Below are 16,509 nucleotides of genomic sequence, written 5' to 3' on the forward strand. Positions count from 1 at the left end.
TTAACATCAGAAGGTTGTGCAATGATTCCCGGCAACAGTTTTAAACCGACTTTCCGGAGTAAAGGATTCATTACTTCCTGACGTCCGACGTCGCCCATAATCATCATATTACCTCCGCGTTCAAGAAAACGGTCTATGATTTCTTGTTCTTTGGAACTCATGGAAGAACGCATTTCAGCAATAAGTAATATATTGATATTACTTGGTATATCATTCATATCCTTTAGATTCAGTTCCACCAAATCAAAGCCTTGATTAATCATGGAATAACGAAAGCGTCCATGTGTGGCAAAAAGTGAGTAATCCTGATCTCCCTTTTTAGTGGTGGAACGTTCCTGATGTCCTGTGATGGCGCCTACCTTCACAGGAGTAACAAGCATTTTCTTCAATGCTGCGGAGATTTCTGTTTCAGAAGGGTGATATTCCATATCGTCGAACAAACGAAGGCGGGCTTGTTCACCGGAGCCACGTTCAACAACCCGCACAAATCGATAATTTTCTTTAGCCAAGTCTATTTTTTCTTTCAGTTCTTCGGCGCTTTTAAGCTTTTTAGGATTGAAGTTCTTCTTCTTGGCAACTTCATAAGCTATCTCACGAATGTTTTTATTCGGATATTGGCGATAAAGGGTGCTGTCTTTCGGTGTAGAGTAATAGTAAACATACTCCATTTTTATCTCTGGTTTGAAACGTGTGTACATTTTGAAGCGTGCCATATCCTCTTTTTGCTCTCTTGGAGAAGCGACATCAAATTCTTTATCGAAAATATTGACGTAAGTTGTGATCGTCATAGGTCCGGACAATTGCTCCATTACTTTCTGGCTTTCTTCTGAAAGTGTACGTTGTTTGCTGCGGGTAGCATCATAAAAGCCCATCATTGCCGGACGGGAACTGACAAAGCCGATAACTATAATGGTACATACAGCTAAGGCATAGCGCATTGTTTTTGAAAGGAGTGAGCGACGTGTTTTTTCATTATTCAGTTTAATGACCGATAGCCAGAGGAATAATAAAATTACGGCAAGGAAATAGATAACGTCATCGCTACATATCAATCCTCCAACCATTTCACTGGCACGTCCTTTAATGGATAGCCAATAAGTAATTTCTCTAAAGAATATGGACTCCTGTCCAATTCCTCCCACATAATTGAGAAATGCTAATGCGGAAAGGGTGGCAACAGCTGCCACAACCTGGTAAGATGTGAGTGTGGTCATAAAGAGACCGATAGAACAATAGGTCAGTATCAACAGAAACATGGATAACAATCCCGCCAAGATAAGTGTAATATCGACATGCGGCACGGAGATAAACATTACGATTGTCGGTAGGGCAAGGATGATGACAAAGATTAGGGCAAATACCACCATTGAAACAAACTTGCCGGTAATGATTTGAACACTGCTTACCGGTGATGAATAAAGTAGTTTGATAGAACCTGATGAATATTCACGACTCATTAAATTCATGGTTAATAAAGGAATATACAGATAAATGGTTTCTTGTATTACTTCATATATTCCTTTGAGACCAAGGACAAAACCGGCTGTGACGCTAAAAGTGATCGTGTTGCCCAATGCTTTTATTTTTACTATTTCCGTCAGGATATTCATAAAGTCGAATCCTACTTGGCATGTAAATGCGACCAGCAGCAACCATGCGACCGGTGAGTAAAAGAGTACCGCTAGTTCGGTACGGGCTATTCTAAGTATAAGTCTTAAGTTCATCTTTTTCTCTTATTAATTTCTTCTGCGGAAAAACCAGATGCCAACTCCTATAAGTAAGAGGATAGCTGGTATAATGATTATGAAAATAGTTTTCATTGTACCAATATCTTTCACTCCGATCGAAAGTTTATTGTCGGTACAATGGGGACGGCGTATGTCGATTGGAAATTCTCCTCCGGAAAGCCAGCGGAAGCTTTCGATAATCAGATTAAAGTTTCCTGATCTATATCCTTCGCGTGAAAGAGTCAGTTCGGTGTTGCTTATGCAATCCGCATCACCAGAGATGATAATACGCTGCTCTTTATCTTTCAGTTGGCGTGAAAGGGCATAAGCTGTGATATAGGTTTGTTCTTTCTCTCCTGCCGAAGCATTACATTCTACTGGTGATTCCTGTAAATCTGTTTGTTCTTTTTCAATCCATACACCTTTGGCATTTGTTTCAAGAATCGGAGTATATTGGAAGCCGTAATCGTTGTCGGAGCATGTAAGGGCTACACATCCGGGCATAGAGACACGTAAATCATATTTGGGAAAATCATCTTTGAATCCGAATGTAAGTTTTCCCGATTCATGGGTTGCCTTGGCTAGAATCAGATTAGGAGAGAAATCAGCGGAAGATTGTGCCAGTTGGTATTCTTCCATCTTGATACCGAGTTTGCTTAAAAAAGGATTCATAACTTCTTGCCTGCCTGTATCGGTGAGAATAAATAAATTACCTCCACGAGCCAGGTAAGCCTCCAGTTGATTTTCTCCTTTTTCTGTAAGCGGGGTTCTCATTTCTGCAAGAACCACAATATTGATTAGGGAAGGAATGGTGTCTCCGTGAGAAATGTCGATCTCGCAGACATCAAAGCCTTGATTAATTAAGGCGGCTCTGGAATATTTTTCAATGGAGAAATTGCTGTAATCGCGGTCACCGGATTTGGACACCTCACGTTCACCGTCTCCTTTGATAAAGGCAACAGTGGGAGGAGTTGAAATCATCTTTTTGATGGCTGCTGTAATTTCCGCTTCGGATGGCGTTGCATCCATATCTTCAAAATCACGGATGAAGGTACGTTTTCCATCTTGCGTTTCCATAATGCGAACAAATGTATTTTGTTCTTCACGCAGGTCGATGATTTGGCGGATTTCTGCCGGGGATTTGAATAAATGAGGATTCAAGTTATAAATCATGGTCATATAATCACGCATCTCATCTACTGTTTTGCCTTGAAACTTAGGATTATTTGCAACGCCGTTGGGGGCGAAATCATAATAATAGACATATTTCACTTGCAGGTCCGGTTTAGCGAGACAATAAGGTTCGAAGATTGTTTCATTCGCTTTCTTCATGATAGGGAGGTAGCGATATGATTTGTTATCAAGTAGGTTAACATAATTGGTAATAGTTACCGGTCCTGTCAATTTAGCTAATACGTGTTGGCTATTTTCGGTAAGTGAGTTTAGTTTTGTGCGTGTTGTATCCCATACCTTGATCATTCCCGGACGTGAAGTGAAATAGCCAATTGCCATTGCTGCGACAAAAAATCCCAGATAACTGATTGCTTGCCGGAACCGACTGATAGTTCGTCGGTCGGATGTAAGTTTGAAAGTGGTAAATGTCAGGAAAAGGGTTACTACGACCACGAAATAAATCACATCTTCACTCCGAATTACTCCATTCAGCATATCGATTGTTCTTCCGTTTATTGACAGCCAATAAGTCAGTTCGCGTATAAAATCGTATTCCTGGCCGATATTTCCTACAAAATTCAGTATGGCTAATACAATAAGTGTCCCAACTGCTGCTACTACTTGATAAGTCGTGAGTGAGGACATAAAGAGCCCGATAGCGCAATAGGCGCATATTAATAAATAGAGTCCTAGAAGGGCGACTAGTACAGGAGCCCAATCAAAAGAAGGGATTACCAAACTGCCATAAATAGCACTGGCTATCGGGACAAGCATCAGACAGCAACCAAATCCGATGGCTGCAAGATATTTACCCAATACGATCTGACTACTGGTGACTGGGGATGAATATGCCAGTTTGATTGAACCCGATGCCGTTTCGCGACTGATGAGTCCCATTGTCAACAATGGAATATAGATGTATATGTTTGATACGACGGAGGACAAAAAGCCGTAACTACCTAAGAAGCAGATACTGCTCAAAGATACTTCCTTGCCGCCTGACAGATCATAGTCGGTCACTATATTCTCCATCAATGACGTAAAACTTGCTGTTGTCAGGAATGAGAAAACAATCAATATGAACCATGCAATCGGCGAATAGAATAAAATAGCCAGATCGGTTCGGGCAATACGCATTATAATCTTTAAATCCGTCATGTTAGATATTATTTTTAAGTTTTCCCGATAGTTGTGCAAAGATTATGTCAAGAGAGCAGCGTTCCATCGTGATTTCTTTCAGTCGCCATTCGTTTTGTATGCTTAAGGCTACTACTCGTTCAGTTATGTTTTCATCGTCATCAAAGCGTATCCGGAATGTACCGGGATAGAGTTCTTCTATATTCAACACATGTTCTATCTTTGCTAGTTCTTCTATAGAAGGGGGAAGGGCAAATGTAACGGTGAAACTACTTGGAACCACATAGTTATCAAAGTCTTTCATGCTACCTGAAAATACGACTTTACCATGTTCAATCATGCGAATATCATTGCAGGTAGCTTGCACTTCCGACAGGATATGAGTGGAGAGTAGGACAGAATGATCTTCAGCAATTTCTTTAATCAGATTGCGTATTTCGACAATTTGGTTAGGATCAAGCCCGTTTGTAGGTTCATCAAGTACTACGAATGGAGGATTATGTACAATAGCCTGTGCAATTCCTACTCTTTGTTGATATCCGCCTGAAAGATTCTTTATCAGGCGTTTGCTAAAATGGGCAATAGCGCAACGTTCTTTAGCTATTTCTACAGCTTCACGAATTTTTGATTTCTCCATTCTCCGCAGTGTGGCACAGTGTATGAGATATTCGTCGACAGTCAAGTCCGGATGGAGAGGTGGTTTTTGAGGTAAGAAACCAATATGTTTTTTTGCTTCAACCGGATTTTTTCGTAGATCGATGCCATTGATAAATACATCCCCTTCCGTTTGATTTAAAACTCCACAGATGATATTCATAGTGGTGGACTTACCTGCTCCATTAGACCCTAACAGACCTAATATTCCTGTTTTCTCAATAGAAAAATTGATATCGCGAATGGCCCAATCTACACTATAACGATGAGATAAATGCTTGACTTCGACAATAGGAGTACTCATACTTTTTATTTTAAATGATTAATAGATTTCTTATTCATATTACCATGCAACCCCTCTTGAAATATCCATCCGGTTCGATTTGATTTTTCTGAATTTCCAGGAGAAATTTATGGTAAAATACCGCCCGAAGTTCTCTCTGTCAATATAACTGGTATGGTTATCTTTCATTTGGATAATACGGTTATGATATGAATTTAATAAGTCAAATGCTGTAATGCTTACTTCTGCCTGTCGGTTGAATACTTTCGCTCCAGCATAAATATTTAAGATATTTTCTTTATCAATTTGATGATAGGTTTTGTTGTTCTGATGTTGATAGGTATATGATACCTTTGTAAAGAAGTACTTCAACATGGGAGTGCACGTCATGTCTACCGTTAAACGATTTGTTAATATCCGGTTCGATTGGTCATTCACTTTATTGGAGGCTTGTCGATAGTGGATGCTCCAATAGGCTGATGCACGTAATCGAGGAATCAGATTGGTAGCGAATCTGGTTCCTATCCTTGTTGTGCTTATTTTCGTTATATCCCGTATATTATCATAGTAGTAAGGCAAATGTTCATACTTATTGTTAATATTAACATCTAAATTGGATTTGATTTTTACGATGGGATACATCCAGGAAATATCCCAATCTATATTCCATGCTCCATTTAGATTGTCGTAACTGCTGAGCGTACTATTTGCAATAGCCGTATAGTTAAAATCAGGCAAGTAAGTTGCTTTGTTAAAATAAGTGCTCCTATTGGAGATGCTGTTTTTTATGAAAGCTAGAGTTAATTCCGAATTTATCAAATGTCCGTAGTCATTAAAGCGATACTGTTCTTTCCACCAAATTTTATGTATGGTACTGGCTTTCAGATTTGGATTTCCACTGCTGATAAAGTAAGGATTAGAGTTGTTGACTTCTGAACGTAGTTGTGCTATATTGGGGAGTTGACTATTTATGGTATATTTGATTGTGTGCTCTGCTTTTTCACTAAATCTTCCTCCTAAAGAAATTTGTACTTCTCCTTTTAATGCGTTAAATGATTTTTCAAATTTTGTTTGTGCCGTTTCTTTTCTATCCTTAATAATGGAATGTTTCCACCCTGCTGAAATATCAATGTTGAAGATTCCCAAATCGGGTAGAATAACGGTCGTTTCAGGGGTATGTTCTATCAGGGAATTTCGGTAATTATATGTATTTGTAGGGTCTGTTTCTCCTGTTATTTTGTTCCATGCAAGCTGATTGATATGGCGATTGTCCGATACAAAATTGTATATTAATTCGATGAATGAATATTTATCTTTTGATAACATGCGCTTTAATCCTGTTTTGGCTTCCCATTTATTTCCTCTTCCATTTGTTGGAATGGCTATGATCTCTTGTAGACTTCCACTAGCCTCATTTTGTGTTTTGTTTTCCCGGTTTTCTTCTCCGTTGGACGAGCTATTCGAATAGTTCGCGTTGACGGAATAGTTCCAGTCTCCGAAGAATTTATTCCAACTAACTGCTCCTTGCATCTCTTGAGATTTACCATTGCCATTTTGTTGTAAAATGCCGGTAGATTGGATCTCATCTATGCTATTTGTTATTTGTTGCAATGTATGTTGTTTTGAATGATTAGTCGATAATGTATAATCAATAATCAGATTGCCCCATTTCTTATCATTCATACTGAATCCAGTACTCATAGTATGTTTATTATACTGATTTGTGTTCTGATATTGGTTTAGATAGCTCTTTTGCCAGAAGGCATCTGTAGCGAAGTATTCTTGTTCAGTTCGGGTATTTGCTTCTGTTGCGCTTCGTGCAAACTGATAGCTGCCTTTTATTTCTTTATAAAATCCTGTCTCTTTTTCCCAACGACGGGACAGATTGATGCCTCCAAAGCTATTTTCACTGTAAGTTTGCGATGGGTTCTTGGTACTGAGGAACATTTGCGGTTGATTGGTTGTTCTATTTAAATTGTTGTGCATGGTATTGATCGCTACCAACATTTTCTGAGAAGAAGTTAAATGTACCTCCTATGCCATAGCGTACATCATGGTCTGCAAGTTGTTTTTTTTCCTATATTTCCTCCGATACTTGCTATTAGATTCCCTTCCTTCGAGTTTACTAATTTGCTTTTTGTCTCAATATTCAGAACTCTGCGTTTCTTACCTTTTCTGTTTTTACGTGTTTGCTCTTTATGCTCATCTTCATCATAAGCGGATATATATACAACATCATTGGCAGGAAGGTGATTCAATGCATTCATTGGATTCTCTCCAAAAATCTTTTTGCCGTCAACGTATGTCTTTTCTACATCTTTTCCAGCAACTTTTACACTCTTTTCCGAAACTTCTACTCCCGGCATTTGTTCCAGAATATTTCGTGCCACATCATCTTCCAATATGTTGATTCCTTGTGGATTAAAACGGATAGTATCGCCTCGATATACCATAGCGGGAATTTTGCCTTTTATTGTTACGGCCTGTAATTGTATAACGCGGTCGGTCAGATAAAAGTCTTTTTGTGTAGTTTGTCCCTCGTGTACATAAAGTGTATCGGAATCTGCGATGAATCCGTCGGCCCACACGATGGCTCGTGCGATACCGACGGGAACTTTATTCCAAAAGAAAAAAACTGAACTTTTATAATCTTCTTTCAATGTATCTTTACCACATATCAGATTTGCCTTGACTGCATCAAGACTTACTTGCATAATACTTGTGCGCAGCTTTACTTTTCCATATTTAGTAACCTTTTGTTGTATAGTAGTGGAATCTGGTGGAGTTATCTTTTGAGCATACAGTATGTGTATATTACAGAGAGAGAGTAATATACATGAAATATAGATTATAGAAGTTACATTTTTCATCGAAGGCTACATTTAAAAATTAGATTTTGTAAATGGAAATAAGTTTTCAGATGTATAATCTAACTGTTGAGCATCAGAACGCATCTGTACTCTAATGACACCTGTATTTGCTTTAATTGTAACTTCCATAGGTATACCTATATAAGAAAAAGCTAATATAAGATTCATATTTTGCCGGACATCGGCCTATATTCGCGTATGCTTCCATCGTTTGTAGTACCTTCGTAGTTCGATTTCACTTTACCAAACCGATAAGCAAAATTTATGGTGAAAAACCGTCCATAATAATTTATCCACGTGTTTTGAATGTAGTTGGAATACATTTGGCTGTTGAAAGTCCGATGACTATTTAGTAGATCATATGCGGCAATACTAATGTCTCCTTTGCGATTTAACACTTTACAGCCTATGTTCAAGTTTAGGGTGTGATTGCGGTTAATCTCTTTATTGATTCCATAATCACGGCTGAAAATGAAATTATAATGACTACTTAGATAGAAGTATTTACATATTTGGCTTATATCAAATGTTGCTCCTGCCGTTTGATAGAATGTTTTACTTGTATAATTTTCAGTATTGATGCTATGTACATAATGAGTATTGGCACTGATTGTTATTTTTAATCTTTTAGTTAGATTACAGAGTAGAAAATGTTCGAGCGATGGATCATAGGTACGTGTTGTAGTCTTATTTTCTCCTATATAATATGGGTTATGTTCGTAGTTGAATCCGGTAGATAAGGCATATTTGGATTTTATACTACGTATAGGAGCCTGCCATATCAGTTTGCCTTTTATGTCCCAATATCCTTCTACGTTTTCAAAACTAATTAGAGAACTGTGTGCAGGTGCTGTGTATTGCAATCCCGGTAGATAAGTTTCGGCATTGTAATAGGTTGTCTTTGCAACAGGAGAGTGCTGGCGGATAGAGGCATTGATAATAACACCTATGGTGTGGTTATGTTTTCCTAACATACGATTGCAATTGAAGAGGAACGAATGTAGATATGATTGTTTTAAGTTGGGATTTCCACTGCGCAGCATGTAAGGATTGCTGTTATCTATTTGTGGGCGTAACTGCACTATGTTTGGTGCAAAATTATGCAGTCTGTAAGCGGCACTCCATGACTTTGTTATATCTGTATGCACAAAAGATATTGCTACTGTTGGAGAGATGAATGTTTTACGGTAGTTGTCCATTTCTTTTTCTTTCCGCTTAAGTGTAGTTTCCTTCAGTCCGGCTGAAATGTCACAACTTGTTTTTTGAAAGGGAAAAAAGTGAAATGAAACTTCCTGTTTTTGTGTCAGGTTATTTATTTTATAACTATATGTATTGGCTTCGTCTGTTTGTGGATTTGTGGGGCTCAACATATTCCAGGCGAATTGGTGTTTCCATCCGTTTTCGTATTTAACGGAATAGTCAAAAGATATTTGGGTGTCATTTTCTGGATTCAGTATATATATTAATTGCGCATTGCCGTTCCACTCCGTATTGCGGAGTTTTGATGGAATAGTCAGATAAGTTTGTGTTGTCGAACTTTCTAATGTGTCTATCCGTAATGAATGATTTTTGCCTTTATTTATATCTACTGAACTTTCTAATGTATATCCGATTCTGTCGGTAATACTGTTGACATAACTGACATCTTCCTTCACATGAAAATTCTTGTTTAGATTATCGTAATGCATCAGGCTTTTCGATGTTTGAAGATTGTTTTCTTCATTATAGATGTAAAGCGATTGCCAATCTTTGTTGTTGTTATATGTTATAAGCTGGTTCCAACGGAATTCTCCCCATTTGTCATTTGAATTGGAGAAAGAAAATTCGGAATAGTGATTTTGTTTTCTGTCACTGTTGCTATTTTGTTCTTCATAAAGGCGCTGCTGATAATTGTTGCTAGGAAAATAATGTTGTTCGGATCGTGTATTTGTATTATCGCGATTATATCCGAAAGTGTAAAATGCTCTAAATGTACCGTATGTTCCATTTTCTGTGTCCCATGAGCGTTCCGTAGCCAGATCTGCATAAGTCGTTTCGTTGTAAGTACTACCAGGATCGGAAATGGAAAGAACATTTTTGATATTATTTGATTTTCGGTTGATATTATTGTGAAATACATTACTTGTGAGTAAAAATTTCTCGGAGAAAAAGTTAGTGGTGAGTCCGAGCCCTTTACGGAACTTTCCTCTGTCGTTCTTTGAGTCCATGTTGCTGCCTGTACTAGCCAATAGGTGTGCTTTCCATGAGCTGATGAGTTTGCTTTTGGTTTCTATGTTGAGCACTCTGGTGAGATCCCCTCTGTACATTAGTTTTTTTGTTTTCGTATTTTCATATTCATCATAAGCCTTGATTTTTAATACATCTGTTGCAGAAAGATTCTTTAGTGCTGCCATTGGGTCACTTCCGAATATTAGTCTGCCGTCTATATAAGTTTTGGTTACTTGTTTTCCCATGATTTTGACGGAATGGTCGTCAGTCTCTGTTCCGGGAAGTTGCTCGACTATATTCATAGCGACATCCCCTTCTTGTATGTTGACTGCCTTCGGGTTGAATATTAGCGTGTCGCCATTTTGGGTCACAATGGGGATTCTGCCCTTGATGGTGACTTCCTCCAGTTGGATGGATTCATCCAAAATTTCTATGTAAAGATTAGAATTCTTTCCAGCTATTATATTTAATTCTTTTTCAACTTTCCGACACCCTATTGCAGTGATAATGAGTTTTGCTTTTCCTGTTTTTATGGGTTTGAAACGGAATACTCCATTTATGCTTGTTGTTTTCAGTGTGTCTTTTGCATAGATCAAAAAGATATTGGCACCGTCTAATGAACCATTAGACCCATTTTCTTGTTTGTGTATAATAAATCCCGATAGCTCATTTGTTTTATCTTGAGCATTTATCGGTAAAGTAATGTATAACAATAAAAAAATAGAAATAAATTTTTTCATATTGCTGTTTTATAAAAAGTTTAGTGATAGTATGTGATTCTTGTTATTTCTGTAGGGTTTGTGTATCTTCTACTAAAAAGAAATTAACAACTTCATGCCCTCCAATTTTTGGGGCTTGTGTTACATATCCTATATAGCTTGCTACGAGTATTTTTTGACTCGCATTAGAAACTCTTAGACTATATTGGCCATCAATGTCAGTAACTGTCCCATTAGAAGTCCCCAATTCGACAACATTAGCTCCAATTATTGGTTCTCTTGTTCCAGCATCATACACAATTCCTTTTATTAATTTTCCAAATATTCCTTTTGATGAGATACCAAACTGATCTTTATTGTTTTCTAGAATTTGTTCGCTATTTTTTTCATCTTTGACTTTTGTTGTTGGAGAAGAATTTGAATTCTGTGCAAATGTGCACGTCATTGTAGTAAATATGAATACAATGAATAAAATAATCTGCTTCATAATATAATTTTTTTAATTGTTATACATTTTACTATCACTAAACTTTTTATAAACATACACGTTGAATGGTGAGGAAAGGCTAAATTACCCTGTCAATCATCGCTATCAAATAATCGCATTTTCCACGTTCAATATCATTACTAGCCAAAGAACGAGCTTGTATCAAATAGCGACGTGCACTTTTCAACTTATCATAGCAAATGGCTTCGATATCTGTACCGGAGTAAAAATTAACAGAAGTCATAGGTTCCATACCAGATTGTTTTTCTGTTGCAGATATAGGGGCTAAAGTTGTCAGCAATCCTAATGCTTGTAACTTATGATTAGTTTGCTCGTTGAGAGCAATAGAAGTAATTTTTGTTGATACAGCCTTATCAATAGCCTTTAATGTAGGACACATTCCTTTTAAAGAACTGATATATACAGACAGTTGTGCAATCATTGGAGCACTTAAAGGTTTCCCATTTAAAGTTTCTTTGAATAATTGTTTCTCTATATCATTCAAATATGCTTCCTGGGTATATGGTTTAGTTGATTTCTCTACGCTCAATCCCATGCGCATCAAACGAAACATTAATGACATCATTGGATACCCGTTATTGTAAATCCATGTTGACATATCAGGATTGACACCACCTAAACGCAAAAAATCCTTATTAGAGTCTAGCCAACTTAAATCATAGAAGGTACTGAATATCTTTTGTAAGACTTTCTTTTGCATATCTGCCGATACCGGTTGATATGAAGGTACATTGCTTTTTTCGTTGGCTTCATTGATATAAATACCTCCGATATAAGAAGATACAGGTGACAATGTTTTATTGATTAATTCAATAATCACAAAATCAGGAAATAACTCCCGGTAATCATTGGGAATATTATTGTCGTGAAACCAGGCAGGACTATTTTTAACTACATACTTCACATGAGCGATTTGTGCATTTAAAGAGGCTATCGGATCATTACCTAAATCATAGTTTTGGCAACGCGGGTCTGTAGCATAAGCTGGTGAACGCTTTCCATAGAAATAGCGTGGATCTCCATCGTGTTCCATAGCCCATTTCTTCAACATGTCTGATTCATTTTCACTGGTGGCGGCATACAGATATTTGAGCGTAAATGCATCACATACACCCGGTTTGTCGACAATCAATACCACTCCTTTTTCTTTATCACCGGGCTGTGCCAGATAATTGTATAATACGTTGTCCATGACTGAAGCTGTGATACCATATTTTTGAGTAAATTCAGGAGAACGCAGTTCTTCAGGGGAGTATGCTGCAGAACCAGCCAAATTAGTTGCCAATCCCAAACTAAGACCAAATGCTTTTAGCATACGTGCTGTCAGATTCTCACAGATCACCTCATCGGCAATGTAATAAGTCCGGAAGCGCGGATCAATCTCTGCCATTTGGTATACTCCATTGCGACGTACGCTGACGGCAAGGTTGCGTGGTACTCCTATCTTGGTACTTAAAATTTCTCCAGTGCGTAAGTCTGTGACATTGTATGCGGTAACTTCCGAGTTGTTGTTATTCAGAAAAGCAATCGTATTTATCATTGGGTTATTAGCACGGAAAGTTGAATCTTTCTCATACGGTTTTATTATGATTGGTTTTCCTATTCCTAAGTCTTCAAATATTATATTCCATTCATCTGCACTTTTTTGGATGGCTTTTACCCAGCTATCTTGAATCAGAGTGTCGATGTAGAAGACAACAGGTTGTTGCGTCGTTATATTACGCCGTGTTACATAATATCCTTTCTTGAAACGTTTTTCATTACGATAGTCTGTGTATGATATATACCCTGTTCCTACACGTGGGTTGGCTTCGCGGGTATTCATCTTTTCTTTCGACAGTAGGGCTAATGTTGTTTGCACCGACATTGTTAATTCCGGTTGTTCTTTGGAGATGAATCCCATGATGCTGATGCTCAACTTTGCAGTACAGTTTTGGGTGATACTGATACAATTGTCGAATGCGTCTACAGAGTCCACAAAAGATGTTTTACTTTGAGGGGAAGCACTTACAATTGTGAGCATACCTCCATAACTGCGTCCGCTAAGATTGAGTACATCTTTATTGGAACAAGAGAAATAGGAAGTGGCATTAAATACAACAGCCGTTGAATCGCTGGTGTATCCTTCAATTGGAAATGCTTTGTAAATAGCATTACTACGAGATAATGCAAAAGCCGCTTCTTGATTATCGTCCTGTTCGTTGAGGCGAACATTGTATTTCGGATCTCGGAATAATATTAATGAATCGGTTTTATCAATAATCAGATACCTGCTTTGAGCAGCTTTTGTGCCCGCCAGCGAAATGTCACTTGCAGTAGTGATGGCAGAGTTTACTAAAAAATCCCGTCCCATTAATTCAATCGGTAGTTCCAGATAAATCTTATCCTCGTACTGATGAACTGTGATTGTCCCTTTATTGACTGTATGTTTCTTCTTATCTTTGAAAAGCTTGTCGTAGACACTCTTTTTTTTCTTTTGAACACTGTCAGTCTGTTGTTCGGTTTTTGCTTTTCCTTTTTTCTTTTTGGAGCGGGCATTGGCTTCATTTGTTGATCCGATAATCAACAAAATTGGCATCAACCATAAAAATAGTATTTTCATCTTTTGTCCCTCCCTTATTTTAAGTTGATGTCGAGCATCTTTAATAATAATTCATAGTGAGCTTTCGTCTTCCCTGATGCACTGGCTGCCTTTTGTTTCATCAGTTGTTTGGCTTTAGCTATATATGCGTATACATCTGCTTGGGTAACTTTGGCTGTCATAGAAAAACGATTCAACGGTCTCCATTCAAAACCTGCTACAGGGTTGTGTATAACATCCTCTTTGATAGCATGTCCCTGGCAACAAGTATATCCGAACTGGCGGTGATTGATGTCAAGTGGTTTTTCTCCGGTCAATGCTTTCCCGGCTCCTTTAATTGTGAAACCGGCAGTTTGCATCATCATGTATATATATTGTTTCTGGAGATTCATTTGGGATTCTGTTAATGTACGTCCGGAAATGGTCGGTTTCCATACAAAATTATATATCATGTTGAAAGCCTCGGCAGCAGTAAATGAATCTTTCTCTAATCCTTCGTATTGTGATACCTGAAAAGGTACAGGCAGTATATATCTCAACATGAAGTTTTGAATAGTTTGTTTAGGGGAACCGGAAACCGGAAATTTAGTTAATAAGTTTTTGTTGTCAAGCCAATCCAGATCATTATAAATTTCGAATAGGTAATTCAGGGCTTCTTTTTGTTGTGCCTTCGGAATTTGTGCAAAACGTGGCATTGTGTCCCCTTCTTTAACTTCGTTGACAAAATAGCCACCTACATTGCCTGCTACATGGGTAACATACATTGCAAGTTGTTCTACGATACCAATAAATAAATCTTCACGGTATTCGTATGTATCGTCACCTTCGGAAATCCAACTTTCCAAATTATTCATGATATACTTAAGGTTCTTGATGCCATATCGAGTTGCTTTCATAGAGTTGTCACCAATATCTTCCGTTTGTGAACGGGGATCAACAACTCCATATACTTGTTGTTTTCCATATCGGTACACTGGATTTTCTTTAATGGCATCACTGATCCATTTGCCTGTTATAATTGCTTCTTCCTCTGCAGAATTAACATTGAATACCGGAGTATACGTCCATTTTATGAGGTATTTGTCGTATTCACCAAAGCGGGGTGGAGTCAATTTAACGCCACGTTCTTTATCGCCAGGTTGTGCTACATAGTTGAAGCGGGCATAATCCATAATGGAAGGAGTAGTGCCATACTTCTGCGTGAATTCCGGTGAACGTAAAGAATCTACCGGGAAAGTGGAAGAAGCTCCCATATTATGCATAAACCCTAAACAGTGACCGATTTCGTGTGAAAGTACATAGCGTAATGCGTCTCCAACCATTTCATCCGGAATATTGACAGTGCGTACATCCTTATCGGCTTGTGCTGTTTGCACGAACAACCAGTTACTGATAAGCTTGATAACATTATGATATAAATATACGGAGGCATTCAAGATTTCTCCGCTTCGTGGGTCTACCCATGATGGTCCCATAGCATTCTCAATGCTTGATGGAGCATAGCGAACACATGAATATTTGATATTGTCCGGATCGAATTCCGGATCATCAGTCGGGAAATCTTTGGCTGCTACAACATCTTTGAATCCAATCTGCTCGAATAATTCATTCCATTGGGTGACTCCTTCCCGCAGATATGGTTTCCATTTTTCCGGAAAAGTGTTATCGATGTAGAAAACAATCTGTTTAGTGGGTTTCACTTTCTCACCACGTAGGTAGGCAGCAGTGTCGGACGGTTGTATATCCCATCGATTGGCATAGTAAACGGGTGCGGTCGTTTTAGCTCCTTCGCCTAGTTGTTCGCGTCCGGTAAAAAATACACCGATCCGGTAATCTGCCATACGTGGACGATAAGGCTTTTCTTTTAACAGCATGATGGAACGTGTCATTTCTGCGGTGAATGGACGGTCTTTTATGAGTGATGTCCCTTGTGAATTGCTGACAGAGAATGTATATGACAGACAGCTTTTAATAGAAACATTATCTTTGAAAGCCTTGATTTGTGAAATGTATGAGCAGTCGGATTGATAATTCTCTGTACGATTGTACATTCCATAAATAGAATTTTTGTCGAAGGGACTCATCTTTTTATTGTCGCCCAGGAAGACGCTGCTCATATCAAAAACGATAGCAGTAGAGTCATTATTGTATGCTTGAATCTTTTGGTTGCTTAAAATTGCTCCCAGTGTACTTTTGCGTAAAGCTTCATCAATTTGTGTGTTACCAGTAATATAGTCAGTGTTTACCTGACGTAACTGTACATGTGTTTTATTGCGTGTGAATACTACGTGAAGAAGATCGGTCGGTTTAGAACCGACTACTGCATTGCCATTATCAGAGATACTGGTGACAGTGGAACCAATAAGCATATCTTTATTGATTAAATTCACAGGAAGTTCAAAATATACTTTTCCATCCAGCAGATGGAGAGTAATCAGTCCTTTGGCTATTTCATGCTTTTTCTTGAATAGTTTGTCATATTCACTTTCTTTTTTAGCAGGAGTTGTTTGTTCTGTTTTTGCCTTCTTTTTTTTCCAGAAGAATGGAAATTTACGCTGTGCGTCAATGGTGGTAGACGAAGCTACCACCATTGCTGCAAGTAAGAGGATTTTCTTTCTCATATCAGTTCTTTAATGTATTCTTATGAAA

At 38.1% G+C, this 16,509-nt stretch carries 9 protein-coding genes; all 9 read right to left on the bottom strand.

All coding sequences use genetic code 11. The annotated features are described in order from the left end of the window. A partial coding sequence (locus BSCG_RS02685; RefSeq protein WP_032849817.1) for a Gldg family protein occupies window positions 1-1,724 on the bottom strand: 1,724 nt, incomplete at its 3' end. Between the two features lie 12 nt (window positions 1,725-1,736). Further along, complete coding sequence (locus tag BSCG_RS02680) at window positions 1,737-4,058, bottom strand: Gldg family protein (RefSeq protein ID WP_032849818.1); 2,322 nt, start codon at window positions 4,056-4,058, stop codon at window positions 1,737-1,739. 1 nt (window position 4,059) lies between these two features. Continuing rightward, window positions 4,060-4,995, bottom strand: coding sequence for an ABC transporter ATP-binding protein (locus BSCG_RS02675; protein WP_008777351.1), 936 nt, complete (start codon window positions 4,993-4,995; stop codon window positions 4,060-4,062). A gap of 39 nt (window positions 4,996-5,034) precedes the next feature. Next, complete coding sequence (locus BSCG_RS02670) at window positions 5,035-6,960, bottom strand: outer membrane beta-barrel protein (protein ID WP_175285338.1); 1,926 nt, start codon at window positions 6,958-6,960, stop codon at window positions 5,035-5,037. A 65-nt stretch (window positions 6,961-7,025) separates the two neighbouring features. Beyond that, window positions 7,026-7,688 carry a hypothetical protein gene (locus tag BSCG_RS02665; protein ID WP_008777353.1) on the bottom strand — a complete coding sequence of 221 codons (663 nt, stop codon included), beginning with the start codon at window positions 7,686-7,688 and terminating at the stop codon, window positions 7,026-7,028. A gap of 320 nt (window positions 7,689-8,008) precedes the next feature. Next, window positions 8,009-10,792, bottom strand: coding sequence for an outer membrane beta-barrel protein (locus tag BSCG_RS02660; RefSeq protein ID WP_008777355.1), 2,784 nt, complete (start codon window positions 10,790-10,792; stop codon window positions 8,009-8,011). Between the two features lie 43 nt (window positions 10,793-10,835). Next, entirely contained in the window at window positions 10,836-11,258 is a 423-nt protein-coding gene (locus tag BSCG_RS02655; protein ID WP_008777356.1) for a carboxypeptidase-like regulatory domain-containing protein, read from the bottom strand. A 79-nt stretch (window positions 11,259-11,337) separates the two neighbouring features. Continuing rightward, window positions 11,338-13,881: a zinc-dependent metalloprotease gene (locus tag BSCG_RS02650; protein ID WP_008777357.1), complete on the bottom strand. Its 2,544-nt coding sequence runs from the start codon at window positions 13,879-13,881 to the stop codon at window positions 11,338-11,340. A gap of 14 nt (window positions 13,882-13,895) precedes the next feature. Further along, window positions 13,896-16,481 carry a zinc-dependent metalloprotease gene (locus BSCG_RS02645; RefSeq protein WP_032849819.1) on the bottom strand — a complete coding sequence of 862 codons (2,586 nt, stop codon included), beginning with the start codon at window positions 16,479-16,481 and terminating at the stop codon, window positions 13,896-13,898. Between the last annotated feature and the right edge of the window lie 28 nt (window positions 16,482-16,509).

It is taken from the genome of Bacteroides sp. 2_2_4, from assembly GCF_000157055.1.
Classification (GTDB): domain Bacteria; phylum Bacteroidota; class Bacteroidia; order Bacteroidales; family Bacteroidaceae; genus Bacteroides; species Bacteroides ovatus.